Source organism: Flavobacterium sp. FlaQc-48 (genome assembly GCF_044007335.1).
Taxonomy (GTDB): Bacteria; Bacteroidota; Bacteroidia; order Flavobacteriales; family Flavobacteriaceae; genus Flavobacterium.
The window spans coordinates 18,428-37,996 of sequence record NZ_JBIPCR010000002.1 but is presented as its reverse complement, the minus strand read 5'-3'; the positions used below and the strand labels follow the sequence as shown (position 1 = coordinate 37,996).

Genomic DNA, 19,569 nt, shown 5'->3' with positions numbered 1-19,569 from the left:
TATGATAAAGCGTACACTTTTCTTTGGTAATCCAGCTTATTTGAGTACTAAAAATGAGCAAATTATAATCTCTTATCCTGATAAGGATCAAGGGACTAAAACTGTTGCCATTGAGGATATTGGGGTAATTGTCCTAGAAAATCAACAAATCACAATAACCAATGGTTTGTTAGAAAAATTAACTCATAACAATATTGCTTTAATTAATTGTGACCAGCAACATTTACCCATTGGCTTACTAATGCCTTTAAGTGGGCATAGCGAGCAAACGGAACGGTTTAAAAATCAAATTAATGCTTCTGTTCCACTCAAAAAGAATCTATGGCAACAGACTATAAGTTCTAAAATAACTAATCAGGCGGGCTTATTAAAAGAAAAAGGCATTCCAATGCGCAAAATGGAATTGTGGGCAAAAGAGGTAACCTCAGGGGATTCTTTAAATCATGAAGCACGGGCTGCTGTATATTATTGGCAAAGTCTTATAAAAGTGGAGAATTTCACAAGAGGTCAAAAAGGAATTCCTCCAAATAATTTACTTAATTATGGTTATGCTATTTTAAGGGCTATTACAGCAAGAGCATTAGTAAGCTCGGGAATGCTACCGACATTAGGGATCTTTCATCGCAATAAGTATAATGCCTATTGCCTTGCTGACGACATTATGGAACCTTATCGTCCGTATGTGGACTTGATTGTATGCCACATTATGGAAACGGTTGACTCTTATGAAGAGTTAACAATTGAGATAAAAAAACAATTATTGAATATTGCTACAATAGATGTAAGCATTGATGGTAAAAATAGCCCTTTGATGGTGGCTATGAGCAGAACAACAAATTCCTTACATGAATGTTTTGAGGGAAGTTCCAGAAGAATTTTATACCCTATTTATGTATGACGAGCATTATACACGTTTAAATCAATATAGAAGTTTGTGGATATTAGTTTTTTTTGATCTCCCCACCGAAACGCGTAAAGAACGTAAAATTGCCAGTAATTTTCGTAAGAGATTATTGGACGATGGTTTTTCTATGTTTCAGTTTTCAATATATATGCGTTTTTGTGCTAGTCGGGAAAATGCTGAGGTACATGCTAAAAGAATAAAAAACAGCTTGCCTGAGCATGGGAAAATTGGTGTAATGCAAATCACAGATAAACAATTTGGAATGATGGAACTATTTTACGGAAAGAAACCTGTAGAAACAGAAAAACCGTCTCAACAGTTAGAACTTTTCTAAAAATAGGATTATAAAAACGTATAATAAGCTATGTTTCAGGTATTAAATTAAGATGTTTTTCAATTTCAAAACAAACCCATAACTACCAACATATCAAACGATTAACTCGCGACATGTTGGGAATTATAAGTAAAAATACAATTTTGAAAGCAATTCACAACTAAGTCCAGTTTACTGTTTTCCGATATTAAATAAGTAAAAATACAATTTTGAAAGCAATTCACAACGCAAAATAGTTTTATAAGGCGTTTACCTCTGTTGGGAATTATAAGTAAAAATACAATTTTGAAAGCAATTCACAACTCAAAGCTACAACGCCCGTAACTGTTTGCTGTTGGGAATTATAAGTAAAAATACAATTTTGAAAGCAATTCACAACTTGTTCATGATTTTTCATCTCCTTGAATCTCGCTGAAAATTATAAGCAAAAATACAATTTGAAAAAAAATGAACATTATGGAATTATTAATATATAATTGTCTTTTTAGGTTCTTTATGCAGTTCAAGCAGTTCTATTTGTTCATGACTACTTTCTGCGCAAAGAATTCACGACCTGATTTGAATCCCGATAGCTATCGAAAGCAAAGGATTACGCAAAGTTCTCAAAGTTTTGCGAATTGCGCTTTGCTTTTAAATAATAAAAGAATTATGTTTAAAGCTTAACTTAAGGACATTATCCTAATGACTACACTTATCAATTAATTCAAATTCTCAGATAAATAATTCAGTAAAACAGTAATTCAATAAAAATTATTTAAGTACACAATTTTAGTATTTGGTCTAAAAAATAATGCCTGATAAACTAGCAACCTGAATTAATTAATGATTTGCACGAAGAAAGGCTGGGTGTATCTTAACTTGTTTGACCGCAAAGATTACAGGATGGTCGTTAAGTTTGGAGTAAAAAATAAAACCACTACTTTAATCTTAATTTAAAATAGTGGTTTTGCAAGGAATAAAATTATAAAGTTAATCTCAAAATCTATATGTATTATTTTAAAATAGGCTATTCAATTGCTATCTTTTTGGTTATTTTAGTTGAATTTTGAAAAATCATCGCCAAATATAAACCTCTGGCAAGTTTAGTTCTAATAACTTGATTAGTATTCGATTTTAGATTTTTTGTTTCGTATAATGGCTCCCCGCCTATTGAATATATAGTTAGAGAATAATTTTCGTCTGATTGTGAAGCGAAGTAAATATTAAACTCCCCACCCTTTGATGGATTAGGATATACTTGGACATCAGTATTTATTTCAATATTATTTATTAAAATATTTTTCTCATCTGCACTTTTTGAAGTATTTCCAATTTTATTGAACTTAAATAATTGACATGAAGTCCCGTAATATTCCCAAAGTTGAAGATTTGCTGTGCCATCCATATTACAATTAGAAATGTCCCAGCCTTTTGATGTATTTATGGCTGATTTTATACTATAATAACCATTACCCACATCGGTTACTAACCATTTTTGAGCATCATTACTATAATTATCCCAAAGTCTTATCGATTTTCCATTTGTTGGATCTGCACTATCAAGATCTATTACACGTCCTGTAGAACTTGCATTCGATTTAAAACGCCAATAGCCATTTCCGGCATCAATGGCAATCCATTGTTGTGCTGTTCCACCTAATCTATCCCAAGGATGAATTACAGCGCCATTTGCATTAGTCCCATATTTAAGATCTATTACTTTATTTGAATTTGTTTTAAATTCAATTTCATAAACACCATTGTTTATTAGTGAAGCACTACTACAGATTTGTGATGGTATATTATTATTTGCATATACAGAGAACCACTGCTTAGCTGGTGCGCCACAAGACTCCCAATCGTTATTGAAAGCAGTTGTAACATTATATGGATCTGCTTTAGTTATCAACCCTTCCGGTGCAAGTAAATTCCAACTACAATTTCCGGCAGCATCAATTCTGCCTTTCAGATTAAGACCAAAACCGCTTGTTGTACCAGTACCCCATGTTTCGGCACCAGTAGGAGACCAATCTGTTTCTGTTATCATAATAGGTGCTACGTTAGCAATTGGTTGCACGTTAGCGTTCCAGGCATTGTTAAAACTAGTGGTGTTTTCTGCATTAGCTCCCCAATATCCCGGATAAACATGAACAGCATAACCTATATTGCCTCCTGTTATCAAATGGTTTGGATATCCCTGGTAATGAGATTGATATCCCGTTCCTGGTATCCAGCAAACATTATTTGCGCCATTACCCTTAATTATATTTACTAAATCCTGAAAGTAATTATGTAAAGCGGCAAAATGCTCATCGCCCGTTGCCCCCCAATTTCCATTTGTTCCAAGTATTTCTACAGGTTCATTGGCTATTTCAAACATAACATTGTCTATATTCTTTAAATTTGGATGGTTCGACAGATATTGCCATACCGTTCTTAAATAATTATGGTAACTGTCCCCATAAGCAATTCGATTAGGACATACGCCAGGAGGACGAAGGACAACATAAAGTCCTCTGCTTCTGGCATGATTAATTAAAGGGATGATAACTTGATTTACGTAAGTTACTAGTCTATTGTAATCAAAGCATGAGATATCATTTTCTCCTGCTGAGCAACCAGGTGTATTGGTCCAATAAGGGTCAATATGAAGCCTTATATAATTTAATTTCCATCCGTTATTTGTATCCGTGAGCGCATCCATAACGGCATTATTATAATCTAGACAACCTTGAACATTATAGTTATCCCAACGACATTGATTATAGGAGCAACCATTAAACCAAGGACTAGGAGTAATGGCAACACCATGCAGTAAAATGTTTTTTCCGCAAGGATCCTTTAAATTTTTGCCTTCAATATGCAGAGGAGGCAGTGGCATTCCTGGCCATGCAAATAATTGCACTAAGGGAATAAATACTAAAAATAGAAAAAATAATTTTTGAACTCTTTTCATAACTTAAATGGTTTAATTAATAATTATCCTACCTTACCTTTGAGTAGGTTTTTTACTGCTAATTTAACAATAAAAATAATTAAAAAACAACCGATTGTGTTATTTATTTTATTAATTATAAAATATAATCACAATAAAATAGATTGTACATATATTTTTGGCTAAAAAATAATTAAATCACTAATGGTCTCATTTTTAAACTAAAGTTTAGAATTTCCAAAAAAGCTAATTGAAAATTTTACAGAAGAATCAAAAAAAACATAGAATTAGTTTTACAATTATCACAAATAATGAGTATTATTTACTTTCGATCATCTGCAATAAAGGCAAAAAAAACAGATACAAAAAAAACAACTGGTTGCTTAACGATGTACTTAAACGGTTCTGTTACATCTGTCAGAATGAAATATAAGAATTTATGTAATTTAAAAGTTAACCCGCCAATTTACAGAATGATTTAAACATAGATATCTCTGGGCTTGATATAGCCAAAATACTTGGGGATTTGCAGGTTCTCTATTCAGAGCAGTAAATCCTTCTATTGGCTTTACAATGGCATCAGCCCCTGCTTTGCTAAGGGAGGATGCCATAAAAAAACTGCCAATTTTCAGCTTAAAATCGGCAGTTTCTCCCTAGAATTTTTAATTATCACAGAAAACGTCAAGTTTATCCCCTGTAAAATTGTTTGATTTTTATAAATTTACAAAATGAAACAAGCAGAGAGCGTAAGCGATTTTTATAAGAGACTGCCCAGCCATGCTCCCACAGCTGTCCCACTGGACAATGCCGGTATTGGCCATATTAATGTATTTAGCAGAGAAACCTGCTCCGTGGTCAGCCCTTACAGCCGACGCGATTTTTATAAAGTTTCCCTGATCATCGGCACGGGCAGGATCTACTATGCCGATAAGTGGATAGAGATCGACCGACCGGCACTGCTCTTTTCCAACCCTTTTGTGCCCTATTCCTGGGAAGCAGAGTCCGCAGAGCAGTCGGGCTGGTACTGTCTTTTTACCGAAGAGTTTGTCCAGCACAGCGAGCGCATGCATAACCTGCGGGATTCCCCCCTGTTCCGGATCGGGTCTAATCCGATATTCTTCCCTGACCAGGTCCAGTTAGGCGAGCTTTCGGCTATATTCCAAAAAATGCAGGCAGAGATGGCCTCATCCTATCCGCATAAATATGATGTACTTCGAAGCTATCTGCACCTGATCATCCATGAGGCCATGAGAAGTAATCCCGCCGAACATTTCGCAGCCTACTCTAATGCATCTTCAAGAGTTTCTGCCTTATTTCTGGAACTCCTGGAAAGACAGTTTCCTATTGATTCTCCTCAGGTAAATCTTAAGTTAAAAACCCCGACGGATTATGCCGGGGCACTATCTGTTCATGTCAACCACCTTAACCGATCGGTTAAGGAAATAACCGGCAAGACCACCTCTGCGCATATCGCGGCGCGCATTGTCAGTGAGGCAAAGGCGCTCTTACAGCATACAGACTGGAACATCTCTGATATCGCCTACAGCCTTGGTTTTGAGTACGCATCCTATTTTACCCTTTTCTTTAAAAAACACAGCGGTATATCCCCCACCCAGTTGCGAGGTGTTGTTTGAATAGTATAACAATCCGTTTGATGGTTATAAGCCGCCACTTTACTTTCCTGCCTAAATTTGCAGGGAACAAAATCTTATAACATGAAATACAGAAAACTTGGAACAACAGGCGAGCAGCTCTCAGCACTTGGCCTTGGCTGCATGGGCATGAGCTTTGCTTACGGTCCCACAGATGATAAAGAAAGCGTGGCGACTCTTGAAAAAGCCCTTGATCTTGGCATCAATTTTTGGGACACGGCCGATATGTATGGAAACGGCATAAATGAAGAACTCCTCTCCAAGGTACTGGTGCCTAATCGTGATAAGGTCTTTATTGCCACCAAATTCGGATTCCGTTTTAAGGACGGGATTGCCGGACCTAGCAGTGCTGCCGGAACTTATTTTGACGGTTCTCCCGCCTGGATTAAGGTAGCCGTGGAGCAAAGCCTTAAACGCCTTAAAATTGACACTATCGACCTTTACTATGCCCACAGGGTGGATCCCAATGTACCCATAGAAGAAACTGTTGGTGCTATGGCAGATCTGGTTAAAGAAGGAAAAGTGCGTTATCTTGGGCTGAGTGAAGCTTCAGCTGCTTCGATACGAAAGGCACATGCCGTACATCCAATTGCGGCGGTGCAGAGCGAATACTCCCTGCTAAGCAGGGATGTGGAAAGCAATATACTCACAACCACCCGTGAACTTAGAATCTCACTGGTGCCTTATTCTCCCTTAGCCCGTGGTTTAGTGACCAATACCCTGAATATTGAAACCTTTGCCGATGATGATTTCAGGAGAACCCTGCCGCGTTACCAGCAGCAGAACATCGACAACAACAACAGGCTCATAAAAGAATTCTCAAAAATAGCACTGAATAAAGAGTGCACGCCGGCTCAGCTTGCCCTTGCATGGGTATTGGCTCAGGGCAATGATATTATTCCCATACCCGGTACAAAGAAAAGAATATACTTAGAAGAGAATGCAGAAGCAGTCAATCTTAACCTGACAGCTGCAGAGCTCATGGAGATTGAGCAACTGATCGTTCAGTATCCAGTTATAGGAGAACGATATAGTGAAGAGGCTATGAAAATGGTCAATCATTAAATCTGATTTCGCATAAAAAAAACAAAACTTTTGAAATCTTAGGGTTAAATCCGAAAACGCTCTAATGATACTATCCGGTAATTCGAAAAGTTTCAGGATTTTTTTTATTAATAACTGAATTTACATGACCAAAAAGAGCCGGTTACATTACCCGGCTCTTTTCATTTTCCTAATTTATAATCTTGGGTTCCGTAGCATCTAAAGCTTAGTTTTACCTTTTTAAATTACTCCAATTCTTATATTTGATTCTGACAGATGCGACAGAACCCAAGATTTAATTTCTAATGGATCCAAAAATAGTTTGAGAATCTTTTGGAGCAGATACCTTTTTATCACAAAAGTTAAGCTGGTTTTTAAAGATATTTCATCTGTTTAAGTTTTGTGGCAGAATCTTGCCACAAGCTATTTTTAACAATTAAGAATCCAGCTAAATCAAGGGTTAACGGATTTAGGCCCGATTATATTAAATCAAAGAACCTTTTTCTTTCAAATATATTTTATAGATTTGTCTTAACCACTGGATTAGTATGTTCTTAAAAAAGATATTAATACAAATTATCAAATAGCTTTCATTGATTTGGAATAATAGGAAAAAGTTTGCTTGCTTTTAGTTTGTTTTTATTTTGCTCAGATTAGTATCTTATTTGTACCTCTAAACCTGAAAGCGCTGTAAATAGAACTGTTAATTTCTGCATTGGAAAATAAATGACTGTACAAGATTTAATTGGTGATTATTCCATTTCAGGAAGTAATCAGGATGAAAGTAATGATATAACCTACACAGGTATTTTGAGTTTGTCATTAGACAAAAACAACCGAATTAATGCCCGATGGCTTATTAATAACTCACAAGAACAAAAAGGTTACGGTTTCTTTAAAGACAATATTCTGGTAATTAATTTTAGTTATCAGGGAGATCACAACAAAACCTACAAAGGAGTCGCTATTTACAGATGTATAACTAAAGATGTACTTGACGGTTTTTGGTCAGAAAAACACGGAAATCCCCTGTTTTTAGGTACTGAATATTGCTTAAGAATAGAAAGCACTGAACTATTAAACTAAATTATTATATCTACTATTCTATTGAAAGATTTAATATTGTTGTAATATATACCTACTGACAAAATAATCCGCAATGTAAAAACTTATCTAATCTTTGATATTGATTCAATACCTGATTTAAATAGCAATCTTTTACTTCTTTTCTTTAGTCAATAACCACTTTTTTATTCTTTCGAAACTGAATCCAGACATACCCCAAAGCCAAAAAGACCATTAGTGCACTGGCATACATTAGCATTGGAATTTTCGCAATCACATCCTGGTAAACCCATCCGGCGAAAAGGGCACCCAGGCCTATTCCTGCTTCCAGGGCAATGTACATGGTTGCCATGGCTTTACCGCGATGTTCAGGAAAACTCATATCGACTGTCCAGGCATTTAAAGCCGGTGAAACAATTCCGGTAGAAACTCCATAAACCGCAGCCCCAATCAAAAGTCCGGTAATCGACGTAGAAAATCCGACAATAACAAGTGATATAATTAAAAAGAAGAGTCCGATTCCTATCAAATGAAGGCGGCCATATTTGTCAGACGCTTTTCCGGCACCAAAACGAAGCATTACTGAAGTAACCGTAAAAACCATAAAAAATAAACCTTTATTGGTAATTCCTAAATGCTGACTCCAGTCAGGAATCAACGTTAAAATAACACCATAAGCCATATAAGAAAGAAAAGTCACTATCGCTGCCGGTAATACTTCGACGGCAATAATATCTTTTCTGGAGATCTTCAGGATACGCAGGCTAAAACGTTGCTTATGTTTTAAAGTTTCCTTCATATTCATTAAAATAACAATGGACAAAAGAGCAAAAACAGAAGAGGCATAAAAAAGCATATTCATAGAAAAATACAATTTAATAGAACTCCCAATAGCGGGACCAAGAGCCATTCCGATAGAAAAGCAAAGCCCGTGCAGGCCCAGAGCTTCCCCCCAACGTTCTCTGGGAACAATATCAGCAACATAAGCTGCCGTCGCTGTAGGCTTGAATCCGGTAGAAAACCCATGAATTAGCCTAAGGAATAAAAAACCGGAAACTGTTCCTAAAACCGGATATAAAATACCACAAACAAAGCAAACAACAGATCCTACTGCCATGACCGGTACTCTTCCTAAAGTATCTGTAAGCCTGCCGCTAAATGGTCTGGAAATTCCGGCTGTTAAGGTAAAAAGCGCTATAATTAATCCTTATATTCTGCTCCGCCCATATTACTTAGATATTCCGGAAGCTCAGGAATCAGCATATTAAAGCTCGCAGAAAAGAGTAATGAACTTAAACAGACTAATCCAAACTGGAGATTATAAATTGGGTGAATGGCTTTTACAGAGGGATTCATGAGCGATTTTTAAAAGTGCAAAAATAATGAAAACCCACTCCTTAAACTAGAAACGAACTTAAAATACCCATTCTTTTTTTAACCAAAATTATAAGATACATATTTTATGAAAGAGCATAAGGTATTGAAAAACTAATTTAAAAACCAAAGTGGTCATGAACCGTGCTATTACGAAATTTTTCAATTACATCTTATAACGGAAAATTAAGCCCTTTTATGTAATTTTGATAAAAGCGATAATTCAGGAACGCAAACAGAGGGGCAAACATTAGAAAAAATCTTTACAGCCAGGAAAAATATGAATGCAGACATTACAGAAAAAGAAAAACAAGCAACAAAAAAAATATTGCCCATTATTTTGGCGACTTCGATTTTTATGCAAATGCTGGATTCTACGATCCTTAATACATCTGTAACCTCTATTGCCAAAGATTTAAACGAGTCTCCACTGGAAATGCAAAATGCCATTATCAGCTATGTTTTGACACTGGCACTTTTTATGCCTGTAAGTGGTTTTTTATCGGATAAATTTGGGACCAGAAAAGTTTTTATTTTTGCTTTATTACTCTTTAGTATTGGTTCTTTATTTTGTTCGCTTTCCCAAAATTTAACGCATTTGGTTTTCGCGCGTGTTGTCCAGGGAGTTGGCGGAAGTTTAATGACTCCGGTGGGTAAACTTGCCTTAATTAAAACATTTCCCAAAAAGGAATTGCTAAAAGCCATGAATTTTGCGATTATTCCGGCTTTAATTGGCCCTGTACTAGGACCTTTAATTGGTGGCTATATGGTAGATTATTTATCCTGGCACTGGATTTTCCTGATCAACATTCCTTTTGGTATCATCGGTATTATTTTGAGTGTAAAATACATGCCGGATTATAAGTCTCCAATTATCGATTTTGATTTAAAAGGTTTTCTCATCTTTGCAGCAGCTTCATTATTATTGTCAATCTCTTTAGAATTATTTGGCAATACTGTTCGTGTGTCTCCTGTGTTACTGATACTGATGTCCGGTTTTTTAATGCTCTATTGGTACTATCGTCATGCTACAAAAGACAACAATCCTATTTTTCCTTTAAATCTGTTTCAGGTAAGAACTTTTCGGGTAGGTATCGTTGGAAACCTAGCTACCCGTTTGGGTTTTAGTTCTATCCCGCTTTTATTGCCCATGATGATCCAGATCGCTTATGGCCAGTCTGCAGTTACTTCCGGATGGATTGTTGCTCCAATGGCAGTCACGGCAATGTTTGGAAAATCTGCAGTAATTAAAATTTTAAATACTTACGGATACCGAAAAACATTAATGGTGAATACCTTTATCATTGGAGCCTTGATTTGCGCTTTAGCCATTCCTTCAATTCATACTTCAATCTTTTGGTATATTCCTATTATAGCGGTATTAGGCTTCTTTAATTCAATTCAGTTTACCTCTATGAATTCTATTTCTATTGCCGATTTAAGAAACTACCATACCAGTAGTGGTAATTCATTAGTTTCTGTAAATCAGCAATTGGCTATTGGATTTGGTATTGCCTTTGGTCTTTTGGTACTTAAAATCTTTCAGGGCGATGTAAAACTTATTCACAATGAAATTCACAATGCTTTTCGGTATACCTTTTTGGTTGTAGGTTTTCTGACTATTTTATCCGGTCTGGTTTTCAGAAGGCTTCATTTCAAAGATGGTGAAAATTTGAAATCAGCATGATGGACGCCCTTTCATTAAAAAAACAAGACGTTATTCTTCTGTAATTTTGTAGCTAACATCCTTATTTTCTTATGAAGAATACTTCTAGTCGACTTTTTTTTGAGTTCATAGTCTCTGGTACACTTCTCTAATTCTGCCATTAATAACTTAAATTTACAGTATAATACAGCAAGTTCTTCCATGTTCTTCTGAATATTGGAATCTTCTTCTGCTCCGATAGTATCTTTAGCCATGATCGACATTTGCTCATATTTATGAAATGCATCGAGTAAATTCCGATGTTCTCTATTATCAATTCCCTGCATATTATAATACTCAATATCATATTAAAATTAAATCTCAACCTATGGGATCATACGTAGCAAAGGATCTGTATCCAGATTAATAACAGAAAGCGGCAGTGATTGTGATTGGGCCGTTTTCATTTTATTCGTATTTCCAGTTATAGCATTAATCGCATTATTTAGTAAAACTTCGGTACGATTACCAAGAGCAAAAACTTCAGGATCCTGAAGTTCATCAACTTGCTTAACAGGATTTATGCCTTTAGAATATTCTCCTTCCTGTTTTGAATTAAATAATTTATAAATAGCAGGATACAATATCCAGCCTTTCTTTCCCGGAATTCGGTCATCTTCTATTGGAAAACCCGCTACATCTTTACCAAATGTTTTCTCCCCAATGGTGATAACATTCATATAGGGTTTGAGATTATTAATAATAAGTTCTGAAGCAGATGCTGTACGATTGCCACACAATATATAAACCTTGTTGATTGAGGGATGAACATTTTGCAGGGCCTCAAAACTTATTTTAGATTCATTGCTTTGTAATGCCTGCAAAAACGACTGATTAATCGTACCACCATTAGCATTTCCTTCAAATTTTATAAAAAGGTCGCCGGATCGGATATTTGGAGCCAAAATAATACTTAAAGCAGTTGCTGATGAGATATCCCCTCCTCCATTATATCTTAAGTCCAAAACTATTTCGGTAACGTATTTACTTTTTAGCTCCTGAAAAATTTGCAAATACAATTGTGCCTGTCCAACATCAAAATGGGGAATTTCTACGTATCCTATTTTAGTTTTTTTATCTTCAATTATGGTATACAAAACAGGTTGTGAAAAACTTAATCCCTGTAATAATGAAATTTCTTTTGAAACGGAAAAACCTGATTTTGAGGAATAAGAAGTAATTTGCAATTGTACATGATCTGAAGCAACGATCTTTTGATACAATTGGTTATAATTTTCCTTATTTAATTTTACTCCATCAATCTCTGTAATGAGCTGGCCTCTTTGTAAGCCGCTGTTTTTGGCCGGTGAATCGGTCAACGTGTACAAAATTACCCCGTAATATTTTCCCTGAAATTCTAAAAAAGACATATCAAATCCAAATCTTCGTCTGAGACTTTGTGGTGCCGTTTCGGGTAATGCAGGGTGCATCGCATACGAATAAATGTCGTTTTTTTGTAATAATCCTGCAAAATAATATTTTGGCTCAACCGATAAATTCCCCGGATCAGGCATTGAAGCATTCCATCGATAATATTTTTTCATTTGCTGATATATCCAGTCATTCACATACTCATTCGTGTCTTCTTTATAAACAGGAGCTAAAGGATCATCCGGCGTACACGAAGAAACAATCGTTATTAAAAAGAATAGTAGCAAAAACAAAACGGGCAGGAATTTCTTCATTTTACACTTTTGAAATTTATCTGTATGAGGTTTTAATTTGATGTTTAAAGCAAGGCAAACGTTTCTAATTATTTAAAAACAAAATAATCCATTAAATTCAAAGTCCCTTCTACTGCAGAAAAAGCACCGTTAGCATCTCGCTTTTCTTCCAGTATTATTAATTTAGATTTATTAACGGACATTGTCATATTGATCGTTATTTTCTTGCCGGGAACATAAGATTCGGTTGTTCCGTGTTTTACCAATTCCATTATAATAGTGGGTGGCGAACTAAACGGAAATTGAATAAATGAGCTGTATTGTTCTTTGTTTATATTTTCTGCCACGCCAAGCACCTGACCGTTAATTTTTCGGATAATTCCGTCCAGTTTTCCAGTGTACGCAGTTTTAGTATATAAATTCATTGTAGGGAAAATAAATTTAAAACCGCAATTAGCCGGTGCACTTAATACACCAGGTTTTAATAACAAAACTTTATCTAGCCAGACATTTTCTTTGGCATAAAACGAAAGTGTATCTTGAGGCTTGTCTGCACTAAAATGATAGGTTCGTAATAACTCTTTTGTTACTTTATTAGTAAATTCAAAAACTTTCTCCTCGTTTCCATGATATACAAAATCATATTCCTTTTCGATTTTTTTTACAAAAGCAGTACGTTTCTCTTTTCCTATTTCAACTAGTTTACCATTGACCGTTATTTGTATCGAATCACTTAAAGCACTATATCCCGTAATAACTACTTTACCGGGTTGATTTTTTTCAGTTCCATATAATGGTGTTAGCTCATCATTGGCACATGATGTAAGAGTTGTTATAATTGTAAAAATTAATACTCTTGTCAATATATTCTTCATATTCATTTTTGGTATTGAGTCACTATAGTTTATCCAAAAATTGGACATTGGCACTATTCTTATTTTTTAATAAATTTTAATTTCCCTGAAATATTATGGTCTGATATCACCAGAAAATAAACCCCTTGTGCCAGCTCATTAACTGCTAAATTTTCCCTGATATAAGGTGTTTCTTTAACCAGTACACCATTGCTATTATAAATTTTTAATGATGTTTCTTCAGTCTGAAATTGTTCTCCCAATTCTACTTGCAAATATTCTGCAACCGGATTTTGATTTATTTTACAAACTTTTGATTCTAATTCGATATCATGGAGTCCTAATAATGCTTGTGCGTTTACAGTAATTTTATCTATTTCATAACCAATAAAACCACTGGAAAGATTATTTCCCAATGCTATATATACGGCCGTTTTGCCTGAAAATTGCGAAATATCCACCGTATAATCCTTAAATTCCGGATCATCTAATGTTGTTCTTTCTAAAGTAACTTTACTGATAAGTGTAAACGATGCGGGATCCGGTGATGTCGATCCGTATATGTATAAATCTTCATTGCTGTCATAAATACTAGGTTGCGCATTTAGAATTAAGGAAACTTTACCCGAATAAAATGACAAATCGATAACCGGTGATATCGCAAGATTATCTTCTAATGTTTCAAGCGGTGATCCTCCTCCTGAAAGATCGATATTATAAGTACCTAAAATATCAAGAGTACCGCCTTCGATTCCGTTTTGCCCCAGTTTGATATTTTTTCTGGAAATCCAGTTACTTCCGTTTCCGTCTCTATCTAACAATATCCAGTCTGAAACATCAGCATCATCAAAATCATCTTCCCAAACTGTAAATTGAGCAGATGAAATACCTGAAACCATAATAAATAATACTAAAAGTAGATTTTTTTTCATTTTTTATATTTTTAAAAACATGGGCAGGAACATTCTGCCCATGTCTAATTTTAATAATTGACCTAATTAAAAATTTGTAAACTTAGTCCAACTGTTAGTCCAGTTAGCTTCTGTTCTAAAAGCACCGGTAGCACCTGTAAAGTTTAATGCGCCATTGTTAAAGAATGGCTGGCTTAATGACCAGCTAGTTGCCGGATTTACTGTTGAAGTAGCATTACCAATACCTCCTAAAAGAGTTCCTGCAGGTAAAAGTGGGTTATCAAATCCGTGGATTGATACTCTTGTCCAGGCAGAACCACCAGGTAAAGAAGGCGAATCCCATCTAATCCCTGTTTTGTATCCTGTTACAGTAGCATCAGTAAGGCTAATGTTACCTGCTCTGCGAACATGAATAGCATTTTCATATAAAGCAGCTACAGTAGAAGAACTAACTCCAATGATTGATAATTGAGAAATAACCGGGCGCGTAATCAAAGTTGTAGCAGTTCCTGTCGCGTTGTTGTCTAATTCTATACCATTAGAATCAGGGCTTCCACCACTTAAACTGTGGGTAGAATTACTATCTGCAATAGCAATTGCTTTTGTAATAGTTCCTGTATAACCAAAATCGAAATCGAAATTGTCATCATCCGGCGCAAAAGAAACTAAGTAGCTTGCATTTACTTTACCTCCAAAGAATTCAAAAGAATCATCTTTACCATAAGATACCTGAATATGATCGATTGTTGTTCCATTACCTACTCCTGCTAATGTTAACCCGTTGATCTCAACATCAGTATCTAAGATACGTCCGGCAAATTCGATACGTACATAATGCAAGGCACCTGCGTTATGTGCATTATTTGAACCTCCATAATAGAATTCGGTAAAATTAGGCTGATCATCCAGTCCTTCTACAATATTTGTAACTGAACCAGTGTTTACCTCGGCATCTCCCAAAAGCACTACACCTCCAAAATCTCCAGGAGCTGCTGCTGTGTTTGCGTTACCATCTAATAATTTATAACTTGTAAAAACAATTGGTGCAGCTGCAGTTCCCTGCGCATCAATCTGACCTGTTTTAGTGATAACAAGTACTCCTGTAGCGATACCATCTGCTAAAGGTTTTGCTTTAATATAAGTCCCTGCCTGAATAGTAAGTTTAGCACCATTTTTTACAGTAATTACACCATCGATTTCCCATACTCTGTCGTTTGTCCAGGTAGTGTTGGTTGTTATAGCACCGCTTACCGTTTGAACTGTTGCAGGATATCCTGTGTAATCAGCACCAGAAGCTTTCATTGAAAAAGAAGAATCTGCAGAAGACTCATCATTTTGGCAAGAGCTCACAAGAAGAGCTATCATTGCGAATAGAAAAAATTTTTTCATAATAATTTAATTATTGCTATATTTGCCGCTATTACAAACTAGGCCTTTGGAGAGAGCAGCAAAATATCTTTCCTTAGGTCTTTCTCTTTTTGGTAAAGATCTTTTTGATAAACTTTTCCGCTTTACCATCGGGGTTTATACCTATCCCTGCTTCTTTCACTCTTAGGATTTTTTAACGCAGTGAAAGGTTTTCTTTCCATTCTTTTAAAATTTTTCAAACAATAAAAAAGGGCTTAAACAATTCCATCTTTTTTTGACTTATTGCCGGGTGAGCTTTTATAATTGCTGTTTAAATTTTAAAAGACGTTCAAAGTACTTTTACTTTTTTTTTGGTTCATGCATTCAATCAAAAAAGAAATCCGGTACCTTCTACTTCATACATTAGCTTTTGAAAAACTAAAAAATCACATCTCTTTTTATTGTTAACAGTTTCTTAATATGTAAGAATTATAGACAGCCTGTTGGTTATTTAAAATGAATAATTAAGGGAGATACTTATCGTTCGTCCGCTCCAGGCTTTAAATACAACCTGATCAATATCGGGATCATATTTTTTAGTAGCGTTTGCTCCCAGACTAAATTGATCTCTCGGATTCGAACCATAGGGAACTTCCTGAATGTGCGAATAGCTATTAGCATTGTTATAGGTTTGAATTCCGGCATCAAACATATTTTTCATACTGCATTTTAATTCCAGGTTTTTTTCTTTAAAGAATTTATAGCTAACCTGGGCATCCGTTACGGCGTAAGGCATACGTATTTCTTCTTTTGAATAATCAAATCCTACTAAAATATATTGGTCTCCAATCGCATTGTGCCTGATGCTAAAACCCATGCGCTCTCCTACATAATCTAATCCTAAATTATAGGTATAAGGTGATTGTCCGTAAAGCGGTCTGTTGGCTTCATACAGTCCTCCTGTTCCGTCTACATTGACATACGATGTTACTTTTGTATTGTTTAAAGAAGCATTTCCTGAGATGAATAATTTTTCAAGAATGGGTCCGTCTCCCAGAAAAGAAAGATTTTTGTAAAATTCCATCTCTATTCCCCAAAGCTTAGCATTATAAGAATTAAGATTATAAATGATGCCTGAATTTCCATTTACAGTGCCTATAGATTCTATAGGATCGCCTATATTTTTATGATAGACTCCAAAAGACAGAATTTCGCCTCCTGAAGGAAACCATTCTAACTTTAAATCATAATTATCAGATACACTTGAAATCATACCTGCTGACCAGTTTAGTATTTTGGCCGAACGAATAGGGTCATAATATGGAGTTCCAACGCGTTCTGCAAATTGAGGCCTTAAAACAGATCTGTTATATCCCAGTCTAAGATTCGTTTTATTGGTTGGACTAATTGTTAAACTGGCCGATGGTAAAAATTGCCATTTCTTATCTTCCTTTTTTAATGGAAAAACCCCCGGAGCCTCAAACTGATTTGATATTTCATTATAAATATAACTTTCTGCTCTGGCACCCCAAACCAATCTTACCAGGCGGCCTATTTTATGATCCAGCATTAAATAAGGTGAATGAACTTTTACATCTCCTTCGTATTTATCTCCGTACTTACCATAATCCTGCCAGCCAAAACCACCATAATAATATTCAGAACCATCCAGAAACTCTGAAAGAGGATCATATATATTGGCCCTGTCAGTGCCTTGCCCAACAGTTACTAATTTAGCCGATCTTTGCTGATTGGTTGCTTTTTTGTAGGTTCCAAAATAACCTGCTTTTATATCATTTTTGGATACCTCGCCAAGATCAAAAGAATAATCAAAATTAATAGCCCAATTGTAATCAGATTCATCATTCGTATAATTATCTCTGCTAAATGGAAATCTTCCTCCGCTATTATATACTTTGTGTAAAATCAGTTCGTCATCTCCCGCTTTTTCTCTAAAAGTTTCTAAAAAAGTAGCATCTTTAGTGTCTTTTGTTATACTGCCGTAACTACCGTACCAGTTAATTTCGAGTTTTTCAAAACGATGGTTTCCTTCTATTTTATTCTGAATAAAAGTCTGATAAACAGGATAATTACTTTCTGTGGTGGTAGGAAGCCCCGAACCATCTAAAATTTCCGGAACACCGGTACCTTTGTCCCAGCCGGTAATTTGATTTAGCTGATTGTTGTAAATATGCATAGCTGTATTCCGGGTAGTAATTTTATGGTTCCCTAATTGAATAGCAGCATTAAACATTCCTCCTAAAGTTGAATTATAATTGTAATTCGCTCCTGAATTTCTAAAACCAAATTTTTCAAAAACTGAATATTGCTTTCCTCCTGTTCCTTCCTGCGAAAATCGTGTATTGGTTAAAAACCTGCCTCTTTCGGTATGTTCTATCTCAAGCGTTTCCTGTGTATTTTTGAAAAGTAAAGAACCTACAAATCCCCATTTATTATTATCTTTTAAATTATAAGAACGTCCTATCGCAAATTGCAAAGTGGTTCCCGGTGCAGCATACGTTTTATAAGTTGAAAAATTATCCTCAGTAAATTTTTTAGACTGTTCTATAAACGGGCCCGATGATGCTTCACTGACAGGTACCTCCAAAGGCAGCATATTGGGATAATCACGTCTTCCGTCATCAAAACCTAAATAATCATAGGCCCCTTCCGCTTTTGTGAGTCTTTCCTTGAAAACACTACGGCTATTATAAGAGGAACTGATAGAAAAGCTGGTAAAATTTTCTTTAGGGATATCTTTTGTTTTAATTTCTACGTACCCTCCTGCAAAATTGGCATACATATCTGGTGTTGCAGATTTACTAACTACAATACTTTCGACCATAGCCGTAGGAATAATATCAAAAGAAAAATTTTGCTGGTAAGCATCTGTACTGGGTAACGTAATTCCGTCCATTACTGCCTGGTTCCATCGCTCTCCCATAGAACGAACGACAACATACTTATTATCAATTGTTGTTACACCTGTAATACGCTTAAGTGAACTTCCAACATCTTTGTCCGGTGTTCTTGCAATTTGCTCAGCAGAAATACCATCAGAGAATTGTGCTGCCTTTTTTTGTTGTAATAGCATTCCCTGAACCGATGCTGTCGCTTGTTTATAATTTTGAATAATCACAACCTCATTCAAAGACTGTGCGTCTTCTTTTAAGGCTACAACCAAAGGGGTATCAGTCGCTTCAATTACTTTAACTCCGGTAATTTTTTGCGACTGAAAGGAAATAACACTTATCTCAATGGTATATTCTCCGGGATCCAATTCTAAAACATAATTACCATCGATATCTGATTGTGTACCCAAAGCCAGTTGTGCAACTTTTATATTGGCACCGGGTAATGAAAGTCCGTTAGTGTCCACCACTTTACCCGTTATTTTTCCTTTCTTTTTTTTTTTGCCGCTATCCTTACTATTTACGGCTATATTATTCTCATTTCTTCTAAAATTTAAGTTTGAGAGACTTTGCAGGTCACTTAAAATTTCATCTATTGAAACGTTCTCTTTTTTTAGCGTAATAAGTGGTTCACTTAAATTTAAATCTTTCTGATAAATGAACTGATAAGGCGTACGCGATTTCAGGTTATCAATAATTTTTTGAGGTGACGAATTTTTAAAATCAACCGATACTGTTCCGGTTTGTGAATAAAGAGTATCTACTCCAATAAAAAGTCCAAAAAATAAAATCCAAAAGGCAAATTGCCTGGAAAAGTCATTGTTCATAATTGATGATTGTTAGTTTTATTTAAATTTGTTAATACGATTAAAGGTTACTACCGTTGCGT

The 19,569-nt window shown here is 35.4% G+C and carries 12 protein-coding genes, 1 pseudogene and 1 CRISPR repeat array; of the genes and pseudogenes, 6 read left to right on the top strand and 7 right to left on the bottom strand.

Translation table 11 applies throughout. The annotated features are described in order from the left end of the window. Position 1: 1 nt before the first annotated feature. Positions 2–898: a type II CRISPR-associated endonuclease Cas1 gene (gene cas1 / locus ACHRWY_RS03510; protein WP_395352558.1), complete on the top strand. Its 897-nt coding sequence runs from the start codon at positions 2–4 to the stop codon at positions 896–898. Further along, entirely contained in the window at positions 891–1,238 is a 348-nt protein-coding gene (gene cas2, locus ACHRWY_RS03505) for a CRISPR-associated endonuclease Cas2 (protein WP_395352556.1), read from the top strand. The genes cas1 and cas2 overlap by 8 nt, the downstream gene beginning before the upstream one ends. A gap of 125 nt (positions 1,239–1,363) precedes the next feature. Further along, a CRISPR array of direct repeats spans positions 1,364–1,694; the repeat unit is 36 nt; unit sequence ATAAGTAAAAATACAATTTTGAAAGCAATTCACAAC. 550 nt (positions 1,695–2,244) lie between these two features. Here the strand turns inward: cas2 and ACHRWY_RS03500 are convergent. Further along, positions 2,245–4,098 (bottom strand): RICIN domain-containing protein, encoded by a 1,854-nt coding sequence (locus tag ACHRWY_RS03500; protein ID WP_395352554.1) that lies wholly within the window; start codon positions 4,096–4,098, stop codon positions 2,245–2,247. 782 nt (positions 4,099–4,880) lie between these two features. On the opposite strand from ACHRWY_RS03500, the gene ACHRWY_RS03495 reads away from it, so the two are divergent. From ACHRWY_RS03495 to ACHRWY_RS03485, 3 genes are all read left to right on the top strand, one after another. Further along, positions 4,881–5,786 (top strand): helix-turn-helix domain-containing protein, encoded by a 906-nt coding sequence (locus ACHRWY_RS03495; RefSeq protein ID WP_395352553.1) that lies wholly within the window; start codon positions 4,881–4,883, stop codon positions 5,784–5,786. Positions 5,787–5,867: 81 nt separating this feature from the next. Further along, positions 5,868–6,869 carry an aldo/keto reductase gene (locus tag ACHRWY_RS03490; RefSeq protein ID WP_395352552.1) on the top strand — a complete coding sequence of 334 codons (1,002 nt, stop codon included), beginning with the start codon at positions 5,868–5,870 and terminating at the stop codon, positions 6,867–6,869. 705 nt (positions 6,870–7,574) lie between these two features. Continuing rightward, the gene (locus ACHRWY_RS03485) at positions 7,575–7,934 is read left to right on the top strand and encodes a hypothetical protein (RefSeq protein ID WP_395352551.1); all 360 of its coding nucleotides are present in this window, start codon (positions 7,575–7,577) and stop codon (positions 7,932–7,934) included. A gap of 145 nt (positions 7,935–8,079) precedes the next feature. On the opposite strand, the pseudogene ACHRWY_RS03480 reads toward ACHRWY_RS03485, so the two are convergent. Then, positions 8,080–9,269 (bottom strand): annotated as a pseudogene (locus tag ACHRWY_RS03480) (MFS transporter). A 298-nt stretch (positions 9,270–9,567) separates the two neighbouring features. Between ACHRWY_RS03480 and ACHRWY_RS03475 the strand changes: the two are divergent. After that, positions 9,568–10,974, top strand: a complete 1,407-nt coding sequence (locus ACHRWY_RS03475; protein ID WP_395352549.1) for an MFS transporter — start codon at positions 9,568–9,570, stop codon at positions 10,972–10,974. Between the two features lie 344 nt (positions 10,975–11,318). Here the strand turns inward: ACHRWY_RS03475 and ACHRWY_RS03470 are convergent, their stop codons facing one another. From ACHRWY_RS03470 to ACHRWY_RS03450, 5 genes are all read right to left on the bottom strand, one after another. Then, on the bottom strand, positions 11,319–12,677 hold the full coding sequence (locus ACHRWY_RS03470; protein WP_395352547.1) for a S41 family peptidase: 1,359 nt from the start codon (positions 12,675–12,677) through the stop codon (positions 11,319–11,321). 68 nt (positions 12,678–12,745) lie between these two features. Next, the gene (locus ACHRWY_RS03465; RefSeq protein ID WP_395352545.1) at positions 12,746–13,531 is read right to left on the bottom strand and encodes a hypothetical protein; all 786 of its coding nucleotides are present in this window, start codon (positions 13,529–13,531) and stop codon (positions 12,746–12,748) included. Between the two features lie 59 nt (positions 13,532–13,590). Beyond that, positions 13,591–14,442, bottom strand: a complete 852-nt coding sequence (locus tag ACHRWY_RS03460; protein ID WP_395352543.1) for a T9SS type A sorting domain-containing protein — start codon at positions 14,440–14,442, stop codon at positions 13,591–13,593. Between the two features lie 66 nt (positions 14,443–14,508). Continuing rightward, positions 14,509–15,810, bottom strand: a complete 1,302-nt coding sequence (locus ACHRWY_RS03455) for a hypothetical protein (RefSeq protein WP_395352542.1) — start codon at positions 15,808–15,810, stop codon at positions 14,509–14,511. Positions 15,811–16,279: 469 nt separating this feature from the next. Further along, a complete protein-coding gene (locus ACHRWY_RS03450; RefSeq protein ID WP_395352540.1) occupies positions 16,280–19,507 on the bottom strand; it encodes a TonB-dependent receptor domain-containing protein in 3,228 nt (1,075 codons plus the stop codon). Between the last annotated feature and the right edge of the window lie 62 nt (positions 19,508–19,569).

Excerpts from the sequence above, each read along its gene's own strand:
- cas1 (WP_395352558.1), top strand. The coding sequence starts at position 2 with ATGATAAAGCGTACACTTTTCTTTGGTAATCCAGCTTATTTGAGTACT.
- cas2 (WP_395352556.1), top strand. The coding sequence starts at position 891 with ATGTATGACGAGCATTATACACGTTTAAATCAATATAGAAGTTTGTGG.
- ACHRWY_RS03500 (WP_395352554.1), bottom strand. The coding sequence starts at position 4,098 with ATGCCACTGCCTCCTCTGCATATTGAAGGCAAAAATTTAAAGGATCCT.
- ACHRWY_RS03495 (WP_395352553.1), top strand. The coding sequence starts at position 4,881 with ATGAAACAAGCAGAGAGCGTAAGCGATTTTTATAAGAGACTGCCCAGC.
- ACHRWY_RS03490 (WP_395352552.1), top strand. The coding sequence starts at position 5,868 with ATGAAATACAGAAAACTTGGAACAACAGGCGAGCAGCTCTCAGCACTT.
- ACHRWY_RS03485 (WP_395352551.1), top strand. The coding sequence starts at position 7,575 with ATGACTGTACAAGATTTAATTGGTGATTATTCCATTTCAGGAAGTAAT.
- ACHRWY_RS03475 (WP_395352549.1), top strand. The coding sequence starts at position 9,568 with ATGAATGCAGACATTACAGAAAAAGAAAAACAAGCAACAAAAAAAATA.
- ACHRWY_RS03470 (WP_395352547.1), bottom strand. The coding sequence starts at position 12,677 with ATGAAGAAATTCCTGCCCGTTTTGTTTTTGCTACTATTCTTTTTAATA.
- ACHRWY_RS03465 (WP_395352545.1), bottom strand. The coding sequence starts at position 13,531 with ATGAAGAATATATTGACAAGAGTATTAATTTTTACAATTATAACAACT.
- ACHRWY_RS03460 (WP_395352543.1), bottom strand. The coding sequence starts at position 14,442 with ATGAAAAAAAATCTACTTTTAGTATTATTTATTATGGTTTCAGGTATT.
- ACHRWY_RS03455 (WP_395352542.1), bottom strand. The coding sequence starts at position 15,810 with ATGAAAAAATTTTTTCTATTCGCAATGATAGCTCTTCTTGTGAGCTCT.
- ACHRWY_RS03450 (WP_395352540.1), bottom strand. The coding sequence starts at position 19,507 with ATGAACAATGACTTTTCCAGGCAATTTGCCTTTTGGATTTTATTTTTT.